The organism is Paraburkholderia caffeinilytica (assembly GCF_046030355.1).
Classification (GTDB): Bacteria; Pseudomonadota; Gammaproteobacteria; order Burkholderiales; family Burkholderiaceae; genus Paraburkholderia; species Paraburkholderia caffeinilytica_B.
In genome coordinates, this window is record NZ_JAQQCQ010000018.1 from 30,241 (window position 1) to 54,236 (window position 23,996).

Here is a 23,996-nt window from a genome sequence, read left to right on the forward strand (position 1 = left end):
TGACCAGGACTCAAGGAGTTGATAATGGAATTGAATAACCTGAAGCCGGCTGAAGGCTCGAAGCACGCTAAGCGTCGCGTCGGCCGTGGTATCGGCTCCGGTCTGGGCAAGACTGCTGGCCGTGGTCACAAGGGTCAGAAGTCGCGTTCGGGCGGCTTTCACAAGGTTGGCTTCGAAGGCGGTCAAATGCCGCTGCAACGTCGCCTGCCGAAGCGTGGCTTCACCTCGCTGACGAAGGAATTCGTCGGTGAAGTGCGTCTCTCTGATCTGGAAAAGCTGCCGGTCGACGAAATCGATCTGTTGGCTCTGAAGCAAGCCGGCCTGCTCGGCGAGCTGATCAAGAGCGCCAAGATCATCGCGACGGGCGAGCTTAAGCGCAAGATCGTTGTGAAGGGTCTGGGTGCGACGAAGGGTGCGCGCGCTGCTATTGAAGCGGCCGGCGGCTCTTTTGCCGAGTAACGCGCAAGTTATTTGCCGTCACTAGCATTTGCATCGGAGAAGGTACTTGGCTAACAGTCCGAGTCTCGCAAAACCCGGTCGCAGCGCGGCGAAGTTTGGCGATCTGCGTCGGCGTGCAGTATTCCTGCTGCTGGCGTTGATCGTCTACCGAATCGGCGCGCACATTCCGGTGCCGGGTATTGACCCGGACCAGCTGGCAAAGTTGTTCCAAAGCCAGTCGGGCGGCATCCTTGGCATGTTCAACATGTTCTCGGGTGGTGCACTTTCGCGGTTCACGATTTTTGCGCTGGGGATCATGCCGTACATTTCGGCGTCGATCATCATGCAGTTGCTGGCGATTGTCTCGCCGCAACTGGAAGCGTTGAAAAAGGAAGGGCAGGCGGGTCAACGGAAGATTACGCAGTACACGCGTATCTTTACGGTCCTGCTGGCGACGTTCCAGGCATTCGGCATTGCTGTCGCACTGGAAAATCAGCCGGGCCTGGTGATCGATCCGGGAATGGTATTTCGGCTGACCACGGTCGTGACGCTGGTGACCGGCACGATGTTCCTGATGTGGCTGGGTGAGCAGATCACGGAACGCGGGCTTGGTAACGGTATCTCGATCATCATTTTCGGCGGTATTGCGGCGGGCTTCCCGAACGCAATCGGTGGTCTTTTCGAACTGGTGCGAACCGGCTCGATGAGCATCATCTCGGCGATTATCGTGGTTGCGCTGATTGCCGGCGTGACGTATCTGGTGGTGTTCATCGAACGCGGCCAGCGCAAGATTCTTGTGAATTACGCCAAGCGGCAAGTCGGTAACAAGATTTACGGCGGACAGTCTTCACATCTGCCGCTGAAGTTGAATATGTCGGGTGTGATTCCGCCGATCTTTGCATCGTCGATCATTCTCTTCCCGGCAACCATCCTGAACTGGTTTAGTTCGGGGTCGCGTACCAGCTGGTTCGCAGACACGTTGCACAACGTGGCCGAAGCCCTTAAGCCCGGTCAACCCGTGTACGTGTTGCTGTACGCGTTGGCGATCGTCTTCTTCTGCTTCTTCTACACCGCACTGGTGTTCAACAGCAGGGAAACGGCCGACAACCTGAAAAAGAGTGGCGCTTTCGTCCCAGGCATCCGCCCGGGCGATCAAACGGCGCGATACATCGACCGTATCCTGACGCGTCTGACGCTGGCTGGTGCGATCTACATCGTGTTTGTTTGTCTGCTGCCTGAATTTTTGGTACTGCGCTGGAACGTGCCGTTTTATTTTGGTGGAACGTCGCTGCTGATCATTGTCGTCGTCACAATGGATTTCATGGCGCAGGTGCAGTCGTACGTTATGTCGCAACAGTATGAATCGCTGCTGAAGAAAGCTAACTTCAAAGGCGGCGGCGTCCCGATGCGTTGAAAGGACTTATGGCCAAAGACGATGTTATCCAGATGCAGGGTGAAGTCATCGAAAACCTGCCTAACGCTACCTTTAGGGTGAAGCTGGAAAACGGCCATGTCGTATTGGGACACATATCCGGCAAGATGCGGATGCATTACATCCGAATCCTGCCGGGCGACAAGGTGACGGTTGAATTGACGCCTTACGATCTGTCGCGTGCGCGGATCGTGTTCCGGGCGAAGTGATTTGAAAAAAGGGTAATATCATGAAAGTGATGGCATCGGTTAAGCGCATTTGCCGCAATTGCAAGATCATCAAGCGCAAAGGCGTTGTGCGCGTGATTTGCAGCTCTGATCCGCGCCACAAACAGCGTCAAGGCTGAACGCCGCGCTTTTTGCTGCGCTTTTTGTTTGAGGAAAAACAATGGCTCGTATCGCAGGGGTTAACATCCCGAATCACCAGCATACCGAAATCGGCCTGACGGCAATTTACGGTATCGGCCGCACGCGCTCGCGCGACATCTGCGTCGCTGCTGGTGTGGCATTTTCGAAGAAGGTCAAGGACCTGAACGACGCAGACCTCGAAAAGCTGCGTGAAGAAGTCGGCAAGTTCATCGTTGAAGGCGATCTGCGCCGTGAAACGACGATGAACATCAAGCGCCTGATGGATCTCGGCTGCTACCGTGGCGTGCGTCATCGCAAGGGCCTGCCCCTGCGTGGCCAACGCACGCGTACGAATGCCCGTACGCGCAAGGGTCCGCGTCGTGCAGCGCAATCGCTGAAGAAGTAAGCGGAACTGACAGTTACAGGAAAACGTAATGGCTAAGGCTTCGAACAACTCCGCGGCGCAACGCGTTCGCAAGAAGGTCAAGAAGAACGTCGCCGAGGGCGTGGTTCACGTTCACGCGTCGTTCAACAACACCATCATCACGATCACCGATCGTCAAGGCAATGCACTTGCTTGGGCAACGTCGGGTGGTCAGGGCTTCAAGGGTTCGCGTAAATCGACCCCGTTTGCAGCCCAGGTGGCAGCCGAATCGGCTGGCCGCGTGGCGATGGAATACGGCGTGAAGAACCTCGAAGTGCGTATCAAGGGCCCCGGTCCTGGCCGCGAATCGGCGGTGCGCGCGTTGCATGGTCTTGGCATCAAGATCACCGCGATCTCCGACGTGACCCCGGTCCCGCACAACGGCTGCCGTCCGCCGAAGCGTCGTCGTATCTAAGACGCTGTTTTCGCTAGCGCCTGTTGCCGCCGGTGTTCAAGCCGGCGACCACAGGCTGCTTGCGCTATTGAATTGACTAAGCCCACCGTTCGACCCAAAGGGTTCGGACTAGCGCGAGTGCATGCATTCGTGTGATCAATCATAGAAGGAATCAACGTGGCACGTTATATCGGCCCTAAGGCCAAGCTGTCCCGCCGTGAAGGCACTGACCTCTTCCTGAAGAGCGCCCGTCGTTCGCTCGCTGACAAGTGCAAGCTTGACAGCAAGCCTGGCCAACACGGCCGCACGTCGGGTGCACGTACGTCCGACTACGGCACGCAGCTGCGCGAAAAGCAAAAAGTGAAGCGCATCTACGGCGTCCTCGAGCGTCAATTCCGCCGTTACTTCGCTGAAGCTGACCGCCTGAAGGGCAACACGGGTGAAAACCTGCTGCAATTGCTCGAATCGCGTCTCGATAACGTCGTGTATCGCATGGGTTTCGGCTCGACGCGCGCTGAAGCGCGTCAGCTCGTGAGCCACAAGGCGATCACGGTGAATGGCGTGGTGTCGAACATCCCGTCGATGCAAGTGAAGGCAGGCGACGTCGTCGCAGTGCGCGAACAAAAGAAGAAGCAGGCGCGTATTCTCGAAGCGCTGTCGCTGGCCGAGCAAGGCGGTCTGCCGAGCTGGGTCGCTGTCGATTCGAAGAAATTCGAAGGTACGTTCAAGCAGAAGCCGGAACGCAGCGACATCGCTGGCGATATCAACGAAAGCCTGATCGTCGAATTGTATTCGCGGTAATCGGATTAACGGCCGGGGCACCCCGATTGCGTTGCGCAAGGGGGCGTCTCGGCTGTTTATTTTCAGGTTGTTACCGGTCAGCCTTATCGGTGTAACGAGCCGAGGGTATTGAAAAGGAAAACCTATGCAAACCAGTTTGTTGAAGCCCAAGATCATCGCTGTTGAATCGCTTGGTGAGAGCCACGCGAAAGTGGTCATGGAACCGTTTGAACGCGGTTACGGCCACACCTTGGGTAACGCGCTTCGGCGCGTGCTGCTGTCGTCAATGATCGGCTACGCGCCGACCGAAGTGACGATCGCAGGCGTCGTACATGAGTATTCGACGCTCGACGGTGTGCAAGAGGATGTGGTCAACCTGTTGTTGAACCTGAAGGGCGTGGTGTTCAAGCTGCATAACCGTGACGAAGTGACGGTTACGCTGCGCAAGGAAGGTGAAGGCGTTGTCACCGCTGGCGACATCGAACTCGCGCACGATTGCGAAGTGATCAACCCGGATCACGTGATTGCGCATCTGTCGAAGGGCGGTAAGCTCGACGTGCAGATCAAGGTCGAAAAGGGCCGTGGTTATGTGCCGGGCAATGTGCGTCGTTACGGCGAAGAGTCAGCCAAGATCATCGGCCGTATCGTGCTGGACGCGTCGTTCTCGCCGGTTCGCCGCGTGAGCTACGCCGTTGAAAGCGCGCGCGTCGAACAGCGCACCGACCTCGACAAGCTCGTGATGAACATCGAAACCAACGGTGTGATCTCGCCGGAAGAAGCGATCCGTCAATCGGCGCGTATTCTGGTTGATCAACTGTCGGTGTTCGCTGCACTGGAAGGCACCGAAGCAACGGCGGAAGCGCCGTCGCGTGCACCGCAGATCGATCCGATCCTGCTGCGCCCGGTTGATGATCTCGAACTGACGGTTCGTTCCGCGAACTGCCTGAAGGCCGAGAACATTTACTACATCGGCGACCTGATCCAGCGCACGGAAAACGAGTTGCTCAAGACCCCGAATCTGGGTCGCAAGTCGTTGAACGAAATCAAGGAAGTACTGGCGTCGCGTGGTTTGACGCTCGGCATGAAACTCGAAAACTGGCCGCCGGCAGGTTTGGACAAATAAGTCGAGTAGTAGTCTCGGGATAAGACCCGCCGCTGCACTGGCAAAGACGCGGATTTTCCTTTAAAATCCGCGTCTTGTCTTTTTTCACTACCGGCCCGTGCCCTCGCAAACCCTCCGGTTTCGCCGAGCGCGATAGAAGAGCTGGACCAAAACTTTGAATCAAAGGAATTAACATGCGTCACCGTCATGGTTTGCGGAAACTGAACCGCACGAGCAGCCACCGTCTGGCAATGCTCCGTAACATGTCCAACTCGTTGATCGAGCACGAAGTCATCAAGACGACGCTGCCGAAGGCGAAAGAACTCCGTAAAGTCGTCGAGCCGCTGATCACGCTCGGCAAGAAGCCGTCGCTGGCAAATCGTCGTCTGGCGTTCAACCGCCTGCGCGATCGTGACTCGGTCACGAAGCTGTTCGAAGTTCTCGGCCCGCGTTACGCTACCCGTCCGGGCGGCTACCTGCGCGTCCTGAAGTTCGGCTTCCGCGTCGGCGACAACGCACCGATGGCACTGGTCGAATTGCTGGACCGTCCGGAAGTCGAAGAAGTTGAAGTGCAAGAAGCTGAGTAAGCTTTTTAGCATCGAAGAAAAAGCCAGGCGCGAAGCCTGGCTTTTTTGTTTGCCCTCGGCGAATTTCACATGTGGCATGTCGATCGCGGCGGCCAAATGCCGCATGCTTGCCGTGCGGGCGTCTGCGGCACCGCAAGGCTAGGTGATACGATATTGGCACTTGAATCGTGCCTGTCCGGAGCCCTTGTGAGCGTGAGCTTGAATGTGACCTTGATTCTGACCACGGTACCGGACGCCGCCGTTGCTCAGAAGCTCGCCGCGGATGCACTGGCCTCGCGGCTATGCGCCTGCGTCACGCAATTGGGCACTGTGCAGTCCAGCTATCACTGGCAGGGCGCGATCGAATCGGCGCAGGAAATCCAATTGCTGTTCAAGACAAGCACGGCCCGCGCGCTTGAGCTCGAGCAGTACATTCAGGCGCACCATCCCTACGACACGCCGGAAATCCTCTCGTGGCAAGCCACGGCATCGGCCGCGTACGGCCAGTGGATCACTGCTGAAACCCAACGTCCTCTCCATGTTTAACGGTCTCGATCGACGTGCGCGCCATGCGTTGCGCGCAGTCTTCTTCCTGCTTGGCTGCCTGATCTTCGCGCAGTTCAGCACGCTTGCCCACGCTGCGGACGATTTCCTCGATCCCGCCGTCGCCTTCAAATTCAGCGCGACCGAGAAGCCGGGCGAAGTCGACGTCACCTACAAAATCGCGGACGGTTACTACATGTACCGCGAGCGCTTCGCGTTCGCGACCCGCAACGGCACGACGACGATTGGCGAGCCCCAATTGCCGGCCGGTCACGTCAAGTTCGATCAGACCTTCAACAAGAACGTCGAGACGTATCGCAATGAGCTGACGATCCGCATCCCGGTGAAACAGGCCCAAGGGCCGTTCGACCTGGCTGTCACATCTCAAGGCTGCGCCGACGCCGGCATCTGTTATCCGCCCATGGAGCGCGTGTACCACGTGACTGGCGAGGCGTTGCAGCCAGCCGGTAGCGGGGCGACTGCCGCGGCCACGCAGCAATCCGCTGCAGCCGGCGCGCCGTGGTACGAGCGCGCCACCAGCGCCGACTATGCGCAGTCGCTGCTGCAAGGTGGCGGCTTCTTTGCGATCATCGGGCTCTATTTCGTAGCCGGCGCCGTGCTCAGCCTGCTGCCGTGCTCGTATCCGATGATCCCAATCCTGTCGGCGATCATCATCGGCGAAGGTGCGCGGGTGACGCGTGCCCGCGGCTTTGCGTTGTCGCTGGCGTACGTGATTGGTATGGCGCTCGTGTACACGGCGCTTGGCATTGCGGCAGCGCTCGTCGGACAAAGCCTCGGCGCATGGCTGCAGAATCCGTGGGTGCTGGGTACGTTCGGCGTACTTCTGACAGTTTTCGCGCTGACACTGATCGCGGGTTTCGACATCGCGTTGCCGCAGCGCTGGCAGGACGGCGTGTCGCGTGCGTCGGCCGGACGTTCCGGCGGCAAGTTTGCCGCCGTGGCTGTGATGGGCGCTTTGTCCGCGCTGGTAGTCGGGGCCTGCATGACTGCGCCGCTTTTTGCGGTACTAGCATTCATTGCGCATACGGGAGACGCGTTGCTCGGCGGCGCGGCGCTGTTCTCGATGGGACTCGGGCTCGGCGTGCCGCTCCTGATCATCGGTCTTGGCGCCGGTACTTTGCTGCCACGCGCCGGCGCATGGATGGACGGCGTCAAAGTGTTTTTCGGCGTAGTGCTGCTCGCTGCGGCCCTGTGGATCGTCTGGCCGGTGCTCGGTGCGACCGCAACAATGTTGTTGAGCGCGCTGTGGTTGCTGATCGCCGCCGCCGGACTTGGTCTTTTCTCGGCGCCAGCGGCGGGCGCTTCGGTGTGGCGCCGGCTTGGCCGTGGTCTCGGGGCGGCATTGGCAATCTGGGCGGCGGTGCTGCTGGTCGGTCTGGCGGCGGGTTCGTCCGATCCTCTGCGTCCGCTAGCGGTCCTTGCCGCACGTGGCGGTGAGGACGCCAGTGGAGCCGTTGCCTCCAATAAGCCGAATACAGCGTCACAGAGCGATCTGACGTTCGCTTCGGTCCGTTCCTCGACCGAACTCGACGAGGCCGTCAAAACGGCTGCGCAGCCCGCTATGCTCGACTTTTACGCAGACTGGTGCGTGAGCTGCAAAGAGATGGAGAAGTTCACGTTCAGCGATCCGCGCGTTCAGGCGAAGTTGAAGCAGATGAACCTGCTGCGCGCCGACGTCACCGCGAATAACGCCGACGATCAGATGCTGCTCAAACGCTTCAGCCTGTTCGGGCCGCCCGGCATCATCTTCTTCGATCAAGGTGGCAAGGAAGTGCTGCGCGTTGTCGGTTACGAGTCCGCGGACAAGTTTTTGCGTACTCTCGATCGCGCGAGCGCGCCCGGGGCGTAACGCAGCGCAGTCATCTGTCCGGGCCCGCAAAGAAACCCGAACTGATGCGCTGGTAAAAGGCGCACGCCAGAAACGCGCATAAAAAACGGAGGCACGACTTAAAGTCGTGCCTCCGTTTTTTTGGGGCGAAGTCTTTCAGAAGACCAGCGTCACCGGCGAAGCGACCCGTCAAATCATTTCTGTGAGCGCAAAATCCGCGCGGCATCCAGCGCGAAGTAGGTCAGCACGCCGTCTGCACCTGCCCGCTTGAACGCCAGCAGCGATTCCATCATCGTCTTGTCGTGATCGAGCCAGCCATTTTGCGAGGCCGCCTTCAGCATCGCGTATTCGCCACTCACCTGGTACACGTAGGTCGGGAACTTGAACTCGTCCTTCACACGACGCACGATGTCCAGGTAAGGCATGCCCGGTTTGACCATCACCATGTCCGCGCCTTCCTCGATGTCCGCTTGCACTTCGCGCAGCGCTTCATCCGAATTGGCCGGGTCCATCTGGTAGGTCATCTTGTTGCCCTTGCCGAGGTTCGTCGCGGAACCGACGGCATCGCGGAACGGGCCGTAAAACGCCGACGCGAACTTGGCCGCGTAAGCCATGATGCGCGTATGGATATGGCCCTCGCTCTCGAGCATTTCGCGGATCGCGCCGATACGGCCGTCCATCATGTCCGAGGGGGCAACGATATCGACGCCCGCTTCAGCTTGCACACGCGCCTGTTCCACGAGGATCTCTACGGTCTCGTCATTGATCACGTAGCCCGCTTCATCGAGCACGCCATCCTGACCGTGGCTCGTATACGGATCGAGCGCGACGTCGGTCAGCACGCCGAGGTCGGGGAAATTCTTTTTCAGTTCACGAACGGCACGCGGAATCAGGCCGGCCGGGTTGGTCGCCTCGCGGCCATCAGGCGTCTTCAAGGCAGGGTCGATGGCCGGAAAGAGCGCGAGTACCGGCACGCCCAGCTCGACGCATTGCTCAGCCACGCCCATCAGCAGATCCACCGACACGCGCTCGACGCCCGGCATCGACGGTACGGCTTGCCGCACGTTGATGCCTTCGACGATAAACACGGGATAAATCAGATCGTAGGTAGTGAGGATGTTTTCTCGCATCAGGCGGCGCGAGAAGTCGTCACGGCGCATGCGGCGCGGACGGTAGTGCGGAAAGAAGCTCATAACCGAATCGAAGAAACGTGGATGTGTGGAGTGGGCAAGTAACGCCTGCCTCCGCTCCCGGAAACTTTTCGAGACAATGGTATATCATACCGATCGAGCAAGGCGCCCTGCGCTGACCTCCCCGCTTCTCCTCCCTGAGCGGGTGCCTGTCGTTTTTTCGATTAGGCTGTTTGACCCGCCGTTAAAGCGGCGGGTTTTTTTATGGGCGGCCGGAATGGCGTTTTTCGCCTGGGCTCGTACTCGCCGTGCGGTTACTGCGGCGCGTCTGCTTCGCCCTTCGCAGCGGGGATCAGCCAGCTTTCGATCAGTTCGTGCGCTTCGTCGATCCCGACGCGCTTGAGCGCCGAGAACAGCTGCGCAGTCAGTTCGCCCTGGTAGCCCGCGGTCCGATATTCCGCCAAACCTTTCTGCGTTGCGCGCAACGCGTTGATGCTTTCCTGGCGCGTCAATTTGTCGCACTTCGTCAGCAGCGTGTGGATCGGCTTGCCGGTCGGCGCGAACCACTCGATCATGCGCCGGTCCAGATCCGTCAGCGGACGGCGCGAGTCCATCATCAGGATCATGCCGCGCAGCTGCGAGCGCGACTGCAGGTAGGTGGAGAGCAGCGCTTCCCAGTGGGCCTTGGCTGCGCCCGGCACTTCCGCATAACCGTAGCCCGGCAGGTCGACCAGATGCGCAGTCGGCTCGTCTTCCTTGCCCACCGAGAAATAATTGATGTGCTGGGTGCGGCCAGGCGTCTTACTGGCGAACGCCAGACGCTTCTGATTGCACAGAATATTGATGGCCGTGGACTTGCCCGCATTCGAGCGTCCCGCAAAGCAGATCTCGGGTTGCGCGGTGGCCGGCAAGTCACGCAGGTGATTGACGGTTGTGAAAAAGCGGGATTGGTGGAGCAGGAAGGACATGATCAGGCCGGTATTCGAGACGCCGGGGAACCCGGAGTGGGGACGGGTCAAGCCCGACTGGCGTCTTAGCGATTAGCGAGTTATTGTACAATACGATGGTTTACTGAAAACCTGAGGGGGCCAGCCCGCGTGCCTTGGCGGCTCTTTGTGGTCACTCAGTCGCTGTCGTATCTTGCAAAACCTCTAAAATCCCACAAGACGAGACAGGGTGTGCGAATGAATCGACTGTGCAAGACTCTGATGGTGCTTCATGTAGCGGCAGGTCTTTCAGGTTTGGCAATTCAGGCACGAGCAGCAGATCCGGCAAAGCCGGACGTCAATCGGGGGCAGGCAATCGCGGTGCAGGTTTGCGCGTCATGTCACGGTGCAGACGGCAACAGTGCTGGCGGTGCGTATCCGAAGCTGGCGGGGCAACATCCCGAGTATCTCGTCAAGCAACTGATGGATTTCAAAACGCAGCCGGGCGCCAAGCAGCCCGCGCGCAACAATGCGATCATGGCGGGCATGGCCGCGGCGCTGTCCGATCAGGACGTAGTCAACGTGGCGGCGTATTTTTCGACGCAGACCCCGAAGCCAGGCTACGCGCATAACAAGGACACCGTCCCGCTCGGTCAGAAGATTTATCGCGGCGGCATTGCGGACAAAGGCGTCCCGGCATGCGCAAGCTGCCACGGGCCGACCGGTCAGGGGATTCCGTCGCAGTATCCGCGTCTGTCAGGGCAGTGGGCCGAATACACGGTGGCGCAGTTGACCGCGTTCACGCAGGGCCCGGGCGCACGTAACAACAATGAGGCGATGCACGCTATTGCATCGCGTCTGTCGGACAGCGAGATCAAGGCTGTAGCCGATTACATCGCGGGCTTGCATTAAGATAGACCGCCCCCAGACCTGTCGCTTTGCGTCAGGCCCCCCGAGGGGGGTGAAAAACTTGGGGCGGCCCTTCGTTTTTCACGAGTCCGCACGCAAGCAACCGGCCCGGCGAGGCCGGTACAAAACAAGAAAAGGGTGAGGGTGTCGTATCTACGACAGCCCTTCACCCTTTTTTGCTGTTCAGTCGGAGTATGAATGAGCGTCACCACGTCGGGTTTGCAGTCGAAGTCAGGCAATCGCATCACGCGCAGCATCATCGAAGTACTGAGTTCGATGCGCTTTGCGATCTCGTTGCTCGTGATCCTGTCGATCGCCAGCATCATCGGCACCGTCCTTACGCAGGACGATCCGTATCCCAACTACGTCAATCAGTTCGGCCCCTTCTGGGCGGACATCTTCCGCTCGCTGAGCCTGTACACGGTGTACAGCTCATGGTGGTTCATGCTGATTCTCGGCTTCCTGATGGTGTCGGTGTCGCTGTGCGTGATCCGCAACGCGCCGAAAATGCTCGCCGACGCGAAGAGCTGGAAGGACAAGGTCCGCGAAGGCAGCCTGCGCGCGTTCCATCATAAGGGTGAGTTCGCGGTGCACGGTACGCGCGCGCAAACCTCGGCGGTGCTCGCCAGACTCTCGGCCAAGCTCGGCTACAAGTTCGTCACACGCGAGTCGGACGGTGCAACGCTGATCGCCGCCAAGCGCGGTGCACTGACCAAGTTCGGCTACATCTCCGCGCACATTGCGATTGTAGTGATCTGTCTGGGCGGGCTGCTCGACAGCAATCTGCCGATCAAGCTGCAAATGTGGTTGTTCGACAAGTCGCCGATCCGCGCCAATACGGTGATCAACGACATTCCTCCCGAACATCGCCTGTCGCAATCGAACCCGACTTTCCGCGGCTATGCGTGGGTGCCGGAAGGGCAGCATGTGTCGACGGCGATTCTGAACCAGCCGGACGGCTCGCTGATCCAGGATCTGCCATTCTCGATCGAGCTGAACAAGTTCATCGTCGACTATTACTCGACCGGCATGCCGAAGCTGTTCGCGAGCGACATCGTCGTGATCGACCATAAGACGGGCGCGCGCGTGCCGGCTCGCGTCGAAGTGAACAAGCCATTCACCTACGACGGCGTGTCGATCTATCAGTCGAGCTTCCAGGACGGCGGCTCGCAGATGCAGATGACGGCGTACCCGATGTCCGGCGCGAGCGCGAAGACCGCGCCGTTCGGCGGCACGATCGGCGGCAATGCGCCGTTGAGCACGGCCACGCCGCTGGCTGACGGCCAGACGGTCGAATTCACCGATTTCCGCGCGATCAACGTCGAAAACGTCTCCAATGGCAGCGGCCAGAACGACGCGCGTGGCGTCGCCGCGCATCGGTCGCTGAAGGAAGCGTTCGACGAGCGTCTCGGCTCCGGCGCCAAGAGCTCGAAACCACTCGATCTGCATAACGTCGGTCCGTCCGTGCAGTACAAGGTGCGCGACAAGGACGGCCAGGCGCGTGAGTACAACAACTACATGCTGCCGGTTGACGTCGCGGGCGAAAAGATGTTCCTCGCCGGCATGCGCCTGAATCCGGACGATCCGTTCCGTTACCTGCGTATTCCCGCCGACACCGGCGGTACGGTCAAGGAATGGATGAATCTGCGCGCCACGCTCGAAGATCCGGCCATGCGCGCGGCGGCCGCTCACCGTTTCGCGCTGCGCTCGGTGCCGGGTTCGAATACCGAACTGCAGCAGCACCTGGAAGAAAGCGCATTACGTGTCCTGACCCTGTTTGCCGGTGCGGACAACAGTATCAAGATGCCGAACGGCCAGACGGTCGGCGGCTTCCAGGCGATTGCCGGTTTCATCGACCACTCGGTGCCGAAGGGCGAGCAGGAAAAGGCTGCGGGTCTGCTGCTGCGCATGCTGGAGGGCGCGACGTGGGATCTGTGGCAACTGTCGCGCGAACAGCTGGGTGAGCCGGATGCACAAGCCAATGCGGACGCCAGCCGCTTTATCCAGAGCTCGATCAATGCGATATCCGACAGCTTTTTGTATGGATCGCCGGTCTATTTACAGCTTGACTCATTCAAGCAGGTGCAAGCTTCGGTATTTCAGTTGACGCGCGCGCCGGGCAAAAAAGTCGTGTATCTTGGCAGCCTGCTCCTCGTGTTAGGCATCTTTTCGATGTTCTACGTCCGCGAACGGCGCCTCTGGTTCTGGCTTAAAGATACCGATCACGGCACGAATGTCGTGATGGCGATGTCGAGCGCACGCAAAACGCTCGATTTCGAAAAGGAGTTCGTTCAAACGCGCGACGCTGTCGGCGCCGCGTTGGGCGCCAAACTCACTGAAGCATCCGACGACGCCGGCGCTTCCGACAAACCCGGCCAAGCCGGCGCGCCGTCCGCACGCTCACAAGATTCGACCCGGTAAGAACATGGACTTGACTCAGGTTTCCTCATCCTCCTCTTCACCCTCGCGGCCGCAGAAGTCGTTCGCGAACGAGGCACTCAACGTCGCACAGTATGACGAGCGACCGTTTCTGAAACGGCTCGGTATCGTCGACTGGCTGTTCGCCATCGTGATGGTCGCGGGCGCGGGGTTTGCGCTGTCGCGCTATCACCCGTTCATGAATTACTACGACAAACTGGTGCTGTGTCTGGCCGTGCCGGTGTTCGTCGTGCTGGGCTGGCGCTGGAAGCCGGTGCGCCCGCTGATGGTGGGTATCGCCGCGCTGTCGCTGCTGGCAATCCAGATCTATCACGGCGATCTGACGCGCGCAGATAACGCGTTCTTCCTCAAATATTTCCTGTCGAGCCAGTCCGCGATTCTGTGGATGAGCGCGCTCTTCGTCTTTGCCACCGTTTTCTACTGGATCGGCCTGCTGTCGCGTTCGCCGACCGGTGCTGCAATTGGCTCGAAAATGACGTGGGCCGCGGTGGTGATGGGCTTCGTCGGTCTGATGGTGCGCTGGTACGAGTCGTACCTGATCGGCGCGGACGTCGGTCATATTCCAATCTCGAACCTGTACGAAGTGTTCGTGCTGTTCAGCCTGATTACCGCGCTGTTCTATCTGTACTACGAGCAGCACTACAACACGCGTGCGCTCGGCGCATTCGTGTTGCTGGTGATCAGCGCGGCGGTCGGCTTTCTGATGTGGTACTCGGTCGCGCGTGACGCGCAGCAGATCCAGCCGCTCGTGCCGGCGCTGCAGAGCTGGTGGATGAAGATCCACGTGCCGGCTAACTTCATCGGTTATGGCAGTTTTGCGCTGTCGGCAATGGTTGCGGTCGCGTATCTGGCGAAGGAGCGCGGCGTGCTGGCGGACCGCCTGCCGCCGCTCGATGTGCTCGACGACCTGATGTACAAGTCGATCGCCGTCGGTTTCGCATTCTTCACGATCGCGACGATCCTCGGCGCGCTGTGGGCCGCTGAAGCGTGGGGCGGTTACTGGAGCTGGGACCCGAAGGAAACGTGGGCGCTGATCGTGTGGCTGAACTATGCGGCGTGGTTGCATATGCGGCTGATGAAGGGCCTGCGCGGCGCGGTGGCGGCATGGTGGGCGCTGACCGGTCTGCTGGTGACGACCTTCGCGTTCCTCGGCGTCAATATGTTCCTGTCGGGGCTGCATAGCTACGGCAAGCTGTAAGCTCTGCCGTTCTGACCCGACCAAGAACCGCCGCGTGCTTCGCACCGGCGGTTTTTTTACGTCTGGCGGAATATTCGCTGCATCCAGGGTGTTCGTTACAGGAGTACCTAAGGATGGCTGGACGAATGGCTAAACGAGCCGATCACCAAGATGGCCCCGTAAGATAGACAACCCGATGGGCCGGCAAGGAGCAGCACGATGTGGATCAAGCGAAGCGACAGAACTCAACTCATCGGCGATGACATTGCGCGCAGCGAAATCACGCCGCAGCGTGTTTTCGAGAACCGGCGGCGCGTGTTGCGGGCCGCAGGCGCGTTGGCGCTCGGCAGTCTGGTCGGCGTGAATGGCGAAGCGCTGGCCGCGTATTCGTCGCCGGATCCGAAAGCGCAGAAGCTCGCGGCGAAGACCAACGCGAAGTTCGTCGCGCTCGACAAGATCACGCCGTATAAGGACATCACCACGTACAACAACTACTACGAGTTCGGCACCGACAAGGCAGATCCGGCGCATAACGCCGGTACGTTGCGCCCGCATCCGTGGAAGGTGAGCGTCGAGGGCGAAATCAAGAATCCGAAGGTCTACGACATCGACGAATTGCTGAAACTCGCGCCGCTCGAGGAGCGCGTGTACCGGTTGCGATGTGTCGAAGGCTGGTCGATGGTGATTCCGTGGATCGGCGTGCCGCTCGCGGAGTTGATCAAGCGCGTGCAGCCGACCGGCAACGCCAAATACGTGCAGTTCATCACGCTCGCCGATCCGTCGCAAATGCCAGGCCTGTCGACGCCGGTACTCGACTGGCCATACACCGAAGGCCTGCGGATGGACGAAGCGATGAATCCGCTGACGTTCCTGACCATGGGCCTGTATGGCCAGGTATTGCCGAATCAGAACGGTGCACCGATTCGTGTGGTGGTGCCCTGGAAATACGGCTTCAAGAGCGCGAAGTCGCTGGTGAAAATCCGTTTCCTCGACAAGCAGCCGCCGACCAGCTGGAATACGTACGCATCAAACGAATACGGTTTTTATTCGAACGTGAATCCGAATGTCGATCACCCGCGCTGGAGCCAGGCCACCGAGCGGCGTATCGGCGAAGATGGTTTCTTCACGCCCAAGCGCAAGACCTTGATGTTCAACGGCTATGGCGATCAGGTCGCGTCGCTGTATCAGGGCATGGATCTGAAGAAGAATTTTTGAGCAGCGTAATCATGGCTTCCCCCGACACGCAACCTGTGACCGAAACCCCACGCACAACGCCGCGCCCTACGGCGCCGATGTCGGCGTCGAGCAAACGCCCCGCAAGCGGCGCGCGCTGGATCGCGCCGGCCAAAGTTCTGGTGTTTATCGCGGCATGGTATCCGCTCGCGCGCATTGTGCTGTTCGGCATGACGGATCGGCTGGGCGCGAATCCGATCGAGTTCATCACGCGCTCGACGGGTCTGTGGACGCTTGTCTTTCTTTGCATCACGTTGGCAGTGACGCCGTTGCGTCGGCTGACCGGCGTGACTGCATTGGCCAGGTTTCGCCGGATGCTGGGTCTCTATACCTTCTTCTACGCGACGCTTCACTTCACCACGTACCTGTGGTTCGACAAGTGGTTCGATGTTGCCGCGATTCTCAAGGACATCGGCAAGCGGCCGTTCATCACTGTGGGCTTCGCGGCGTTCGTGCTGCTGATCGCGCTGGCCGCTACGTCGCCGCGCGCGATGGTGCGCAAACTTGGACGCCGCTGGCAGACGCTGCATCGCGCGATCTATGCGATCGGCGCGCTCGCGATCCTGCACTTCTGGTGGATGAGGGCGGGCAAGCACAATCTGCTTTTGCCGAAGATCTACGGCGCAATCATGGTCGCGTTGCTGGGGTGGCGTTTGCTCGTATGGCTGCGTGAGCGGAGGGTGAAGACGCACTGACCACCCGGTACAGCGCGCAAATGAAAAAGGCGATGCCGCTACGGCATCGCCTTTTTCATTGGAGAACCCAGCCTCTGACGTTTACGCCGGCAAGATCGTTTCGCCCGCGAATAGTTGCGTTACCTCTTCACGCGCACGAACCACATGCACTTGTGTACCATCAACCATCACCTCGGCCGCACGCGGACGGGTGTTGTAGTTCGAGCTCATCACAAAGCCGTACGCGCCAGCCGAGCGGATCGCCAGCAGATCGCGCGGTTCGACCGCCAGCAGGCGCTCACGGCCCAGCCAGTCGCCGCTTTCGCAAACCGGGCCGACCACGTCATACACATGAGCGGGCACGTCGCGCTGAACGACAGCCTCGATTGCGTGATACGCCTCGTACATTGCCGGGCGTGCGAGATCGGTCATCGCGGCATCGACGATAGCGAAGTTCTTTTCCGCGCCTGGCTTCAGAAACTCGACGCGCGTCAGCAGCACACCTGCATTGCCGACCAGCGAACGACCCGGCTCGAAATACACTTCGCGATGCCCATGACCGCGCGCTTCAATGCGATCCAGCACCGTGCGTACGAAGTCGCCGATTTCCGGTGGCGTTTCGTCGTCATACGTGATGCCGAGACCGCCACCTACGTCGATGTGGCGAATCTTTACGCCGTCCTGCTCGATCTGTTCGACCAGTTCGAGAACCTTGTCGACCGCATCCAGATACGGCGCGACTTCAGTGATTTGCGAGCCGATATGGCAGTCGATGCCGACGACGTCGAGATGCGTCATTGCCGCGGCGGCGCGATACGTAGCGCGTGCCTCTTCGAACGCGACGCCGAATTTGTTCGACTTCAAGCCGGTGGAAATATACGGATGCGTTTTCGCGTCGACGTCCGGATTCACGCGCAGCGAGACGGGCGCCTTCTTGCCCATTTCCGCCGCCACCGCATTCAGGCGATCGAGCTCGGGAATCGATTCGACGTTGAAGCATTTCACGCCGGCCACGAGTGCCTGACGCATCTCGTCCGCATGCTTGCCGACGCCGGAAAACACGGTGTTTTCCGCTTTGCCGCCGGCAGCCAGCACGCGCGCCAGTTCGCCGCCCGACACGATGTCGAAGCCCGCGCCAAGGCGCGCGAACACGTTCAGCACGGCGAGATTGCTATTGGCCTTGACGGCGACGTGCACGGTCGCGCGGCGGCCGGCGCAAGCGCCCGCATAGGCATTCCACGCTGCGGTGAGCGCGGCGCGCGAATAGACGTACAGCGGCGTGCCGAACTGTTCGGCGAGTGAGACGGCGGACACGCCCTCGGCGTGCAACACGCCGTCGACGTAGTCAAATGCGGATCGAGTCATGCGAAAGTCTTATTGAGCGGGAGTGACGGCGGAGGCAGGCTGCGGAGCCGTAGCAGCAGATGCGGCAGAAGTGGGCGGCGCGGCGAGTTCGCTTTCCGGCGACAGAGACAACGGCGCGCCGGAAGTATCCGGCACCTCACCCATCGTGGAGGGGGTTTCTGCGCCCGATTTCACTTCATCTGGCGACGGCGGCTGCGTGCGATCGATCGGCTGGGCCGGTAGCGGCGGCACGGTGGGCAAATAGAGCGAACCGCGTTGCCCGCAGCCGGCCAGTGCACAACCTGCGAGAATGGCTAAACCCGCTACAATCGCGCGGCCGGGCGCCGCTGCGCGCATCCGAGATACGACTCGCATGACTGTCCCTGAATAAATAATCGATGGAGTTTAGCATGTCCGATAGTGATTACCTGACCCGCGCGGAAGCCGCGCTAGCCGCCATCGAACGCGCGCTCGACGACACGGAAGCCGACATCGAACTCGAGCGCAGCGGCAATGTCCTGACCCTCGAATTCGAGAACCGTACGAAGATCATCGTCAACTTGCAGCCGCCGATGAGCGAGATCTGGATCGCCGCGAAAGCGGGTGGTTTCCACTTCCGTTTCGTCGACGGTGAATGGCGCGATACGCGCAGCGGCACGGAGTTTTTCGCTGCGCTGTCGGAGTATGCGACGCAGCAGGCCGGCGAGCCGGTTCACTTCAAAGCGTAAAGCCCGCGGCTGAAGCGGGCTTTGGCAGAGCCACCCGCATTACTACGGAGGTCACGGCAGAGGTGAGCACCACGCCGACGCCTTCGGACCGCCAAAGCCGTGGCTAAAGCGGACCACCAGATCGTCAGCCGAAGCCGCAATCCAAACGAAACCGCCGCGCGTTCAGCGCGGCGGTTTTGCTTTGGGACGGATTTGGAGCCTCTTGCGAGGGCCTCTTCTAGTGCCCGCGGAACAGATTCATGATGTCCTGCTTTTCCTGTTCGCCGACTTGCTCGGGCGCCACCGCAGACGCACCGCTCGCCTCGGCGTCCAGCGCCGCCTGGCTGATACCGACCGTCGCAACGAAACCCTGGCCCGGCCTGAAGTCGTCGAAATACAGTTCTGAGCCGATCTCGGTCACGCCGTCTGGCATCGGCATCTTGTAGTCCGGCACGCCTTTGAGCGCGCGCGCCATGTATTCGATCCACACCGGCAATGCGAGGCCGCCGCCGGTTTCCTTATCGCCGAGGCTGCGCGGGTTGTCGTAGCCGATCCATGCGATGGCCGTGAGCGTGTGCTGATAGCCGGCGAACCATGCGTCGCGCGAGTCGTTGGTCGTGCCGGTCTTGCCGCCGAGGTCGGTACGCTTCAGTACGTTGGTCTTCGCGCCCGTGCCGCGTTGCGCGACGCTTTGCAGCAGGCTGTTCATCACATAGGCATTGCGTGGTTCGATCGCGTGCGGCGCACTCTGCTCGGCAACCAGCGGTTGCGCATGCGCCACGACGATGCCGCGCTGATCGGTGACTTCCGCGATCAGATACGGATTGATGCGATAGCCGCCGTTAGCAAACACCGAGAACGCGCCGGCCATCTGCAAGGGCGTGACGAGACCCGCGCCCAGCGCCATCGGCAGATAAGCCGGGTGACGATCCGCGTCGAAGCCGAAACGCGTGATGTATTGCTGCGCGTACTTGGTGCCGATCTGGTTCAGGATGCGAATCGAGACGAGGTTCTTCGACTTCTGCAACGCGGTGCGCATGGTCATCGGGCCGTCGAAACCGCCGCCGTAGTTCTTCGGTTCCCACGCCTGGCCGCCCGTCTCCGCAGCGCTGAAAAAGAGCGGTGCGTCATTGATCACCGTGGCTGGTCCGAGCCCCTTTTCGAGCGAGGCCGAATAGATGAACGGCTTGAAGCTCGAACCCGGCTGGCGCCATGCCTGAGTCACATGGTTGAACTTGTTCTTGTTGAAGTCGAACCCGCCGACCAGCGCACGAATCGCGCCATCCTGAGGCACCACCGAAACGAATGCGCCTTCCACTTGCGGCAACTGCGTGATCGCCCAGTTGCCCTCGTCATCCTTCACGACACGAATGATCGCGCCAGGCCGCACGCGCTGGTTCGGCTGCGCACGTGTGCCGAGCGCGAACTGCGCGAAGCGCAGGCCGTCGCCCTGAATGGTTGCGACATTGCCGTCGATGAAGGCGGCCTGGACCTGCTTCGGGCTCGCTGCCGTCACCACGGCGGCGATGATTTCACCGTTGTCGGGATGCTCGAGCAACGCGTCGTCGATGGCCTGTTCGCGGTCGTCCGCATCGGACGGCAAATCGATGAACGCTTCCGGGCCGCGATAGCCGTGGCGCCGTTCGTAGTCCATCAGACCTTTGCGCAGCGCCCGGTAAGCGACGTCCTGATCGGCAGAGTCGATGGTGGTCACGACGTTCAGGCCGCGCGTGTACGCTTCTTCGCGATACTGCGCGTACATCATCTGCCGCACCATTTCCGCGACGTACTCCGCGTGTACGCTGAACTCCTTGCCTGCGCCCTTGACGACCAGCGGCTGCCTGCTTGCCTCGTCGTATTGTTCCTGAGTGATGTAGTGCAATTCGTACATGCGCTGCAGGATGTACTCCTGGCGGATTTTCGCGCGCTTCGGGTTGACCACCGGGTTATACGCGGATGGCGCCTTCGGCAAACCGGCCAACATGGCGGATTCCGCCAGGGTCAGGTCCTTCAGATCTTTCCCGAAGTACACCCGTGCGGCGCTTGCGAAGCCATAGGCGCGCTGACCGAGATAGATCTGATTCATGTACACCTCGAGAATCTGATCTTTCGTCAGCTTCGACTCGATCTTGTACGCGAGCAGCATCTCGTAGATCTTGCGCGTGTAGGTCTTCTCACTCGACAGGAAGAAGTTGCGCGCCACCTGCATGGTGATCGTGCTAGCGCCTTGCGTGGCGTGGCCGTTGGTCAGTGCGACGATGCCGGCGCGCGCGATTCCGGTGAGGTCGACGCCGCCGTGATCGTAGAAGCGCGCGTCTTCGATCGCCAGCACGGCTTTCTTCAGGCTGTCCGGCACGTCCTGGATATGAACGATGTCGCGCCGCTCCTCACCGAATTCGCCGATCAGCACGTGGTCGGCCGTATAGATGCGCAATGGCACCTTCGGCCGGTAATCGGTCAGTGCATCGAGCGACGGCAGGTTCGGCGTTGCTACCACCAGCGCATAACCGAGCACCAGGAACACGCACAGGATGCCTGCGACGATCAGACCCACAAAGCCGATGATGAGCTTGAGCCACAACGGGCGCTTGCGCTTCTGCGGCGCGGGTGGTGGAGACGTAGGAGACGTGGATTGCATATGGGCACCAAAAAACAGTCCCGCGATTATAGCCGCCTCGCTTTTCAGCTTTCGGCATGCTTACTGACAGTTTTTGACAAGTCCGCATTCCGCGCGGGGATGACTTCACTGTAGACGCTTTGATGGCGGCCAGGGCACGCGTCGCGCAACGTTAGCCATTCGGCTGAGTGTCGCGCAGCGCCGCGGCTACGCACAATTCTTCCTCGTTACTCGCGTTCGAATGGTTCGTCGCGTGAGTCTGAGGGAGGGCGTGATGACGTTAAAAAATTCGTGGCTTCAAGGTGTGCAACTCGGTACGCAGCGTTTTGCTGCGGGAATCGACGTGGGTTCGCAGGCGGTGCGGCTGGTGGTGGTCAGTCAGCATTCGCGCGCACGCGCCGCGCTGCATATCGAACATGCGAGCACCGTGCCGCTCGGCGCCGGTGCGATGGCCGGCACGGAGATCGCCGATCGGCATGCGGTGGCGCGCGCGTTGCGCGACGCATTCGCGGGGCTGCCGCGTGCGTGTGCGACGCACGCATTGCGATGCGCGATGGCGCTACCCGCCTCTGCCACGTTGACCACCACTGTGCCGCTCACACGGCTTGCCGCGCTCGCGGGTTGTGCGGGAGACGGCGGGCATGAACTCGCCGAACTCGAGCCGGCGGTGATGAACGAAGTCGAGCGCATCGCAGGCTTGGAGCGGCATGCATTGGCGGTCGACTGGTTCGTCGACGAAACGCGATCGCCAATTCGTTCGGTGACGATCGCTGCAACCGCGCGCCAGCATCTTGAAGCACGTATCGAATGCGCGGCGACGGCCGGCATCTCGCTCACGGCGATTGATGGCGAGCCGCATGCGGCGTTGCGCGCCATGCGCTACGCGGCGAGTCACGAACTCGATCCGCACGAGCCTTATGCCGCGCTCTGGATCGGCACGGACGGTGTGTATGGCTGGCGCATCGTCGACGACTGCCTGGTCGGCGAAATGCGCTACCCGGCGCCCGAACATGCCGATCTTGCCGACGCGTTACGTGATCTCGTTCATGGCCCGGTACTCGATTGTGCGTTGTTGAGCGGCGAGGTCGATCTGCTCGACGGCGTGGGTTTCTCGATTGCAGATATCGCAGACGTGTTGGGCTGCACTGTGCTGCCGTTCGAGTGCGCAGCGTTGGGTGAACTCGCACGTCAACTACACGATCCGCTGTTGCACGAGCCTGCCGCCGCAGTTGCATTCGGACTTGCTTTGCGTGGGGTACTCGAATGATGCGCGGTCTGCAGCCCCGTCTGGATTCGGCGGGCTCGAACGTACGGGCTTCTACGCGTGGCGAACGCGTCGCACCGCCGTGGCTCGGCGGCTTCAATCTGTTGCCGTACAGGCAACGCAACGCGCGGCTCGCGCGCCGGCAGCGTCTGCTCGAATGGACTGCTGGCGCGCTCGCCGGTTTGGCGGCGGTGGTTGCGTTAGCCGGGTGGCAAGTATTCGAAAAGACGCGGTTCGATGCGCGGCGCGTGTCGATCGAACAATCGCTCGCGCAACTGGCCGGGCCGCTCGCGGAGCACGCCGGCTTGCTACGGGTGCAGGACGAACAACGCAAAGGCGTGGCGCGTGCGATGAATCTATCCGAGCCACTTGTGCATTTGCGCGATCTACTGGACGCACTGAGTTTCGAACCCGGTGACGGCGTGGTGTTGCAGCAGTTGCGGCAGCGTGAGCATGAGACGGAGTTGCTCGCGACTTCGCGCGGACATATCGCGTCGGCCGAGTGGCTCAAGCGCTTGAGCGCCATCCGCGGCGTGAAGGGCGCGGAGGTGAGCGACCTGCATCGTTCGACGCCTCGCAGCAGTGCGGTGGCGGAGGCCGGCGTGACTGGCCCGATCGAATTCGGAGCGCATCTGCGCTGGGACTACCTGCCGCAGAAAACGGCCCCTACGTCCGGCTCTGCCGCGCAACGTCTCATGAAGTCTGAACAATCAGGAGGTACGAAATGAGTACAACGTTTGCCGGGTTCGGCGGCGCGGCAAGCGCGCGGCCCGCTTTTTTCCCGTGGATGAACCGTGTGCGCGTGCCGCTCGCGGCCTGGAGCCGCCGGCGCCGCTGGGTGGTTGCATTGCTGATCGCCGCAGTGGTGTTCGGACTTGGCGCGCATGGCTGGGTGGTGGCCGATCTTGGCGGGGTCGAGGCGAGCCGTGCGGCGTTGGAGGCGGCCACGCGGCATCTCGCGGATGCGCACCGCGCACTGACGCGATTGCCCGCGCTGCGCCGGGAGGTTGCCGCCATGCCAGGTGCGCAGTTGTCTGCGTCATGGAGCTCCGCAGACGACGTGCGCATCGTGTCCGAACTCGCGGCGCAGAATAGCGTTTCGTTGCTTTCGGTGGAGCCAGGCGCTGCCAGCGGCGCGGGCGCCGAAAGCATGCGTCCGGTCCAGCTCACCGCGCGCACCGATTTCGTCCACCTGATGGCATTTCTGCGCGGCCTGGCGGATCTGCCGGTGCTGATCGTGCCCGTCGATGTGGCGGTCAAGCGCGATACCGATTCGCTAGGGGTGAGGGCGACGCTGCACGTATTCAGCGCGCTGAGGCCGATGCCCTTAACTGCGAGTGCAGACACAATTGTCGACGAAAGCCTCGATTCGGACGACGAAGAAGACATCGTGTTCTTCGACCCGTTCTTGCTTCCGCAGATGCTCGCATCCGGCGACGGCGAGCAGCAGCCCGACGCTTCTCAATTGCGTCTGGTCGGCTTGCTGCACGATCGCACGCGCGGACTTGCCTTGCTCGATACACCGGATGGCGCGACCACGGTCGTGTCCGGGCAGCAACTCGGTACCGAACGCGTCACGCGGCTCGACGCGCTCAGCATCACGCTGGCCAATGGTGGCGCGACACGCACGCTGGCACTGACGGAGGCGTCCTGATGAAGTTGATGAAGGCGTTTCGTGTCGCTGCCTCGTGTATCGGCATT

25 protein-coding genes are annotated in these 23,996 nt (G+C 60.9%); 20 read left to right on the forward strand and 5 right to left on the reverse strand.

Annotated elements, in window-relative coordinates; genetic code table 11:
- Window positions 1-24 precede the first annotated feature (24 nt).
- The 11 genes from rplO (at window position 25) to dsbD (ending at window position 7,896) form a co-directional block, all read left to right on the forward strand.
- Window positions 25-459: a 50S ribosomal protein L15 gene (gene rplO / locus PQQ95_RS24680; RefSeq protein ID WP_054036556.1), complete on the forward strand. Its 435-nt coding sequence runs from the start codon at window positions 25-27 to the stop codon at window positions 457-459.
- 46 nt (window positions 460-505) lie between these two features.
- Window positions 506-1,852: a preprotein translocase subunit SecY gene (gene secY, locus PQQ95_RS24685; protein WP_063497536.1), complete on the forward strand. Its 1,347-nt coding sequence runs from the start codon at window positions 506-508 to the stop codon at window positions 1,850-1,852.
- Between the two features lie 8 nt (window positions 1,853-1,860).
- On the forward strand, window positions 1,861-2,079 hold the full coding sequence (gene infA / locus PQQ95_RS24690; protein WP_004521905.1) for a translation initiation factor IF-1: 219 nt from the start codon (window positions 1,861-1,863) through the stop codon (window positions 2,077-2,079).
- 20 nt (window positions 2,080-2,099) lie between these two features.
- The gene (gene rpmJ, locus PQQ95_RS24695) at window positions 2,100-2,216 is read left to right on the forward strand and encodes a 50S ribosomal protein L36 (RefSeq protein WP_004199844.1); all 117 of its coding nucleotides are present in this window, start codon (window positions 2,100-2,102) and stop codon (window positions 2,214-2,216) included.
- Window positions 2,217-2,257: 41 nt separating this feature from the next.
- Window positions 2,258-2,623 (forward strand): 30S ribosomal protein S13, encoded by a 366-nt coding sequence (rpsM, locus tag PQQ95_RS24700; RefSeq protein ID WP_006052223.1) that lies wholly within the window; start codon window positions 2,258-2,260, stop codon window positions 2,621-2,623.
- Window positions 2,624-2,651: 28 nt separating this feature from the next.
- On the forward strand, window positions 2,652-3,056 hold the full coding sequence (gene rpsK / locus PQQ95_RS24705) for a 30S ribosomal protein S11 (RefSeq protein ID WP_006052224.1): 405 nt from the start codon (window positions 2,652-2,654) through the stop codon (window positions 3,054-3,056).
- Between the two features lie 156 nt (window positions 3,057-3,212).
- A complete protein-coding gene (gene rpsD, locus PQQ95_RS24710; protein ID WP_007180123.1) occupies window positions 3,213-3,836 on the forward strand; it encodes a 30S ribosomal protein S4 in 624 nt (207 codons plus the stop codon).
- Between the two features lie 124 nt (window positions 3,837-3,960).
- Window positions 3,961-4,938, forward strand: a complete 978-nt coding sequence (locus PQQ95_RS24715) for a DNA-directed RNA polymerase subunit alpha (protein ID WP_006052226.1) — start codon at window positions 3,961-3,963, stop codon at window positions 4,936-4,938.
- A gap of 173 nt (window positions 4,939-5,111) precedes the next feature.
- A complete protein-coding gene (rplQ, locus tag PQQ95_RS24720) occupies window positions 5,112-5,504 on the forward strand; it encodes a 50S ribosomal protein L17 (RefSeq protein WP_006052227.1) in 393 nt (130 codons plus the stop codon).
- 192 nt (window positions 5,505-5,696) lie between these two features.
- On the forward strand, window positions 5,697-6,029 hold the full coding sequence (gene cutA, locus PQQ95_RS24725) for a divalent-cation tolerance protein CutA (protein WP_408442055.1): 333 nt from the start codon (window positions 5,697-5,699) through the stop codon (window positions 6,027-6,029).
- Window positions 6,022-7,896, forward strand: coding sequence for a protein-disulfide reductase DsbD (gene dsbD, locus PQQ95_RS24730; protein WP_408441784.1), 1,875 nt, complete (start codon window positions 6,022-6,024; stop codon window positions 7,894-7,896). The genes cutA and dsbD overlap by 8 nt, the downstream gene beginning before the upstream one ends.
- A gap of 173 nt (window positions 7,897-8,069) precedes the next feature.
- On the opposite strand, the gene hemB is transcribed toward dsbD, so the two are convergent.
- Together hemB and yihA are read right to left on the reverse strand one after the other, a co-directional pair.
- Entirely contained in the window at window positions 8,070-9,068 is a 999-nt protein-coding gene (gene hemB / locus PQQ95_RS24735) for a porphobilinogen synthase (protein ID WP_408441787.1), read from the reverse strand.
- Between the two features lie 251 nt (window positions 9,069-9,319).
- Window positions 9,320-9,973, reverse strand: a complete 654-nt coding sequence (gene yihA / locus PQQ95_RS24740) for a ribosome biogenesis GTP-binding protein YihA/YsxC (protein WP_408441789.1) — start codon at window positions 9,971-9,973, stop codon at window positions 9,320-9,322.
- Window positions 9,974-10,189: 216 nt separating this feature from the next.
- On the opposite strand from yihA, the gene PQQ95_RS24745 reads away from it, so the two are divergent.
- The 5 genes from PQQ95_RS24745 (at window position 10,190) to msrQ (ending at window position 16,384) form a co-directional block, all read left to right on the forward strand.
- A complete protein-coding gene (locus PQQ95_RS24745) occupies window positions 10,190-10,843 on the forward strand; it encodes a c-type cytochrome (RefSeq protein ID WP_408441790.1) in 654 nt (217 codons plus the stop codon).
- Window positions 10,844-11,038: 195 nt separating this feature from the next.
- Window positions 11,039-13,261, forward strand: coding sequence for a cytochrome c biogenesis protein ResB (locus tag PQQ95_RS24750; protein WP_408441791.1), 2,223 nt, complete (start codon window positions 11,039-11,041; stop codon window positions 13,259-13,261).
- Window positions 13,262-13,265: 4 nt separating this feature from the next.
- Window positions 13,266-14,477 carry a c-type cytochrome biogenesis protein CcsB gene (gene ccsB, locus PQQ95_RS24755; protein WP_408441794.1) on the forward strand — a complete coding sequence of 404 codons (1,212 nt, stop codon included), beginning with the start codon at window positions 13,266-13,268 and terminating at the stop codon, window positions 14,475-14,477.
- 198 nt (window positions 14,478-14,675) lie between these two features.
- Window positions 14,676-15,671: a protein-methionine-sulfoxide reductase catalytic subunit MsrP gene (gene msrP / locus PQQ95_RS24760; RefSeq protein WP_408441797.1), complete on the forward strand. Its 996-nt coding sequence runs from the start codon at window positions 14,676-14,678 to the stop codon at window positions 15,669-15,671.
- A gap of 11 nt (window positions 15,672-15,682) precedes the next feature.
- Window positions 15,683-16,384, forward strand: coding sequence for a protein-methionine-sulfoxide reductase heme-binding subunit MsrQ (gene msrQ / locus PQQ95_RS24765; RefSeq protein WP_408441799.1), 702 nt, complete (start codon window positions 15,683-15,685; stop codon window positions 16,382-16,384).
- 81 nt (window positions 16,385-16,465) lie between these two features.
- Here msrQ and lysA read toward each other — a convergent pair whose 3' ends face one another.
- Window positions 16,466-17,728 carry a diaminopimelate decarboxylase gene (gene lysA, locus PQQ95_RS24770; RefSeq protein WP_408441802.1) on the reverse strand — a complete coding sequence of 421 codons (1,263 nt, stop codon included), beginning with the start codon at window positions 17,726-17,728 and terminating at the stop codon, window positions 16,466-16,468.
- A 9-nt stretch (window positions 17,729-17,737) separates the two neighbouring features.
- Window positions 17,738-18,082 carry an LPS translocon maturation chaperone LptM gene (lptM, locus tag PQQ95_RS24775; protein ID WP_408441803.1) on the reverse strand — a complete coding sequence of 115 codons (345 nt, stop codon included), beginning with the start codon at window positions 18,080-18,082 and terminating at the stop codon, window positions 17,738-17,740.
- Between the two features lie 35 nt (window positions 18,083-18,117).
- Between lptM and cyaY the strand changes: the two genes are divergently transcribed.
- Complete coding sequence (gene cyaY / locus PQQ95_RS24780) at window positions 18,118-18,435, forward strand: iron donor protein CyaY (RefSeq protein ID WP_408441806.1); 318 nt, start codon at window positions 18,118-18,120, stop codon at window positions 18,433-18,435.
- Window positions 18,436-18,652: 217 nt separating this feature from the next.
- Here cyaY and PQQ95_RS24785 read toward each other — a convergent pair whose 3' ends face one another.
- On the reverse strand, window positions 18,653-21,052 hold the full coding sequence (locus PQQ95_RS24785; RefSeq protein WP_408441808.1) for a penicillin-binding protein 1A: 2,400 nt from the start codon (window positions 21,050-21,052) through the stop codon (window positions 18,653-18,655).
- Window positions 21,053-21,305: 253 nt separating this feature from the next.
- On the opposite strand from PQQ95_RS24785, the gene pilM reads away from it, so the two are divergent.
- The 3 genes from pilM to PQQ95_RS24800 are packed head-to-tail and all read left to right on the forward strand — an operon-like array spanning window position 21,306 to window position 23,949.
- Entirely contained in the window at window positions 21,306-22,298 is a 993-nt protein-coding gene (gene pilM, locus PQQ95_RS24790) for a type IV pilus biogenesis protein PilM (RefSeq protein WP_408441810.1), read from the forward strand.
- Window positions 22,295-23,023: a fimbrial assembly protein gene (locus PQQ95_RS24795; protein ID WP_408441813.1), complete on the forward strand. Its 729-nt coding sequence runs from the start codon at window positions 22,295-22,297 to the stop codon at window positions 23,021-23,023. Before pilM ends, PQQ95_RS24795 begins: the two co-directional genes overlap by 4 nt.
- Window positions 23,020-23,949 (forward strand): hypothetical protein, encoded by a 930-nt coding sequence (locus PQQ95_RS24800; RefSeq protein WP_408441815.1) that lies wholly within the window; start codon window positions 23,020-23,022, stop codon window positions 23,947-23,949. The genes PQQ95_RS24795 and PQQ95_RS24800 overlap by 4 nt, the downstream gene beginning before the upstream one ends.
- The last annotated feature ends 47 nt before the right edge of the window (window positions 23,950-23,996 follow it).

Coding starts and splice junctions, on each gene's coding strand:
- rplO (WP_054036556.1), top strand. CDS start 25: ATGGAATTGAATAACCTGAAGCCGGCTGAAGGCTCGAAGCACGCTAAG.
- infA (WP_004521905.1), top strand. CDS start 1,861: ATGGCCAAAGACGATGTTATCCAGATGCAGGGTGAAGTCATCGAAAAC.
- rpmJ (WP_004199844.1), top strand. CDS start 2,100: ATGAAAGTGATGGCATCGGTTAAGCGCATTTGCCGCAATTGCAAGATC.
- rpsM (WP_006052223.1), top strand. CDS start 2,258: ATGGCTCGTATCGCAGGGGTTAACATCCCGAATCACCAGCATACCGAA.
- rpsK (WP_006052224.1), top strand. CDS start 2,652: ATGGCTAAGGCTTCGAACAACTCCGCGGCGCAACGCGTTCGCAAGAAG.
- PQQ95_RS24715 (WP_006052226.1), top strand. CDS start 3,961: ATGCAAACCAGTTTGTTGAAGCCCAAGATCATCGCTGTTGAATCGCTT.
- rplQ (WP_006052227.1), top strand. CDS start 5,112: ATGCGTCACCGTCATGGTTTGCGGAAACTGAACCGCACGAGCAGCCAC.
- dsbD (WP_408441784.1), top strand. CDS start 6,022: ATGTTTAACGGTCTCGATCGACGTGCGCGCCATGCGTTGCGCGCAGTC.
- hemB (WP_408441787.1), bottom strand. CDS start 9,068: ATGAGCTTCTTTCCGCACTACCGTCCGCGCCGCATGCGCCGTGACGAC.
- yihA (WP_408441789.1), bottom strand. CDS start 9,973: ATGTCCTTCCTGCTCCACCAATCCCGCTTTTTCACAACCGTCAATCAC.
- PQQ95_RS24745 (WP_408441790.1), top strand. CDS start 10,190: ATGAATCGACTGTGCAAGACTCTGATGGTGCTTCATGTAGCGGCAGGT.
- PQQ95_RS24750 (WP_408441791.1), top strand. CDS start 11,039: ATGAGCGTCACCACGTCGGGTTTGCAGTCGAAGTCAGGCAATCGCATC.
- ccsB (WP_408441794.1), top strand. CDS start 13,266: ATGGACTTGACTCAGGTTTCCTCATCCTCCTCTTCACCCTCGCGGCCG.
- msrP (WP_408441797.1), top strand. CDS start 14,676: ATGTGGATCAAGCGAAGCGACAGAACTCAACTCATCGGCGATGACATT.
- msrQ (WP_408441799.1), top strand. CDS start 15,683: ATGGCTTCCCCCGACACGCAACCTGTGACCGAAACCCCACGCACAACG.
- lysA (WP_408441802.1), bottom strand. CDS start 17,728: ATGACTCGATCCGCATTTGACTACGTCGACGGCGTGTTGCACGCCGAG.
- lptM (WP_408441803.1), bottom strand. CDS start 18,082: ATGCGAGTCGTATCTCGGATGCGCGCAGCGGCGCCCGGCCGCGCGATT.
- cyaY (WP_408441806.1), top strand. CDS start 18,118: ATGTCCGATAGTGATTACCTGACCCGCGCGGAAGCCGCGCTAGCCGCC.
- PQQ95_RS24785 (WP_408441808.1), bottom strand. CDS start 21,052: ATGCAATCCACGTCTCCTACGTCTCCACCACCCGCGCCGCAGAAGCGC.
- pilM (WP_408441810.1), top strand. CDS start 21,306: ATGACGTTAAAAAATTCGTGGCTTCAAGGTGTGCAACTCGGTACGCAG.
- PQQ95_RS24795 (WP_408441813.1), top strand. CDS start 22,295: ATGATGCGCGGTCTGCAGCCCCGTCTGGATTCGGCGGGCTCGAACGTA.
- PQQ95_RS24800 (WP_408441815.1), top strand. CDS start 23,020: ATGAGTACAACGTTTGCCGGGTTCGGCGGCGCGGCAAGCGCGCGGCCC.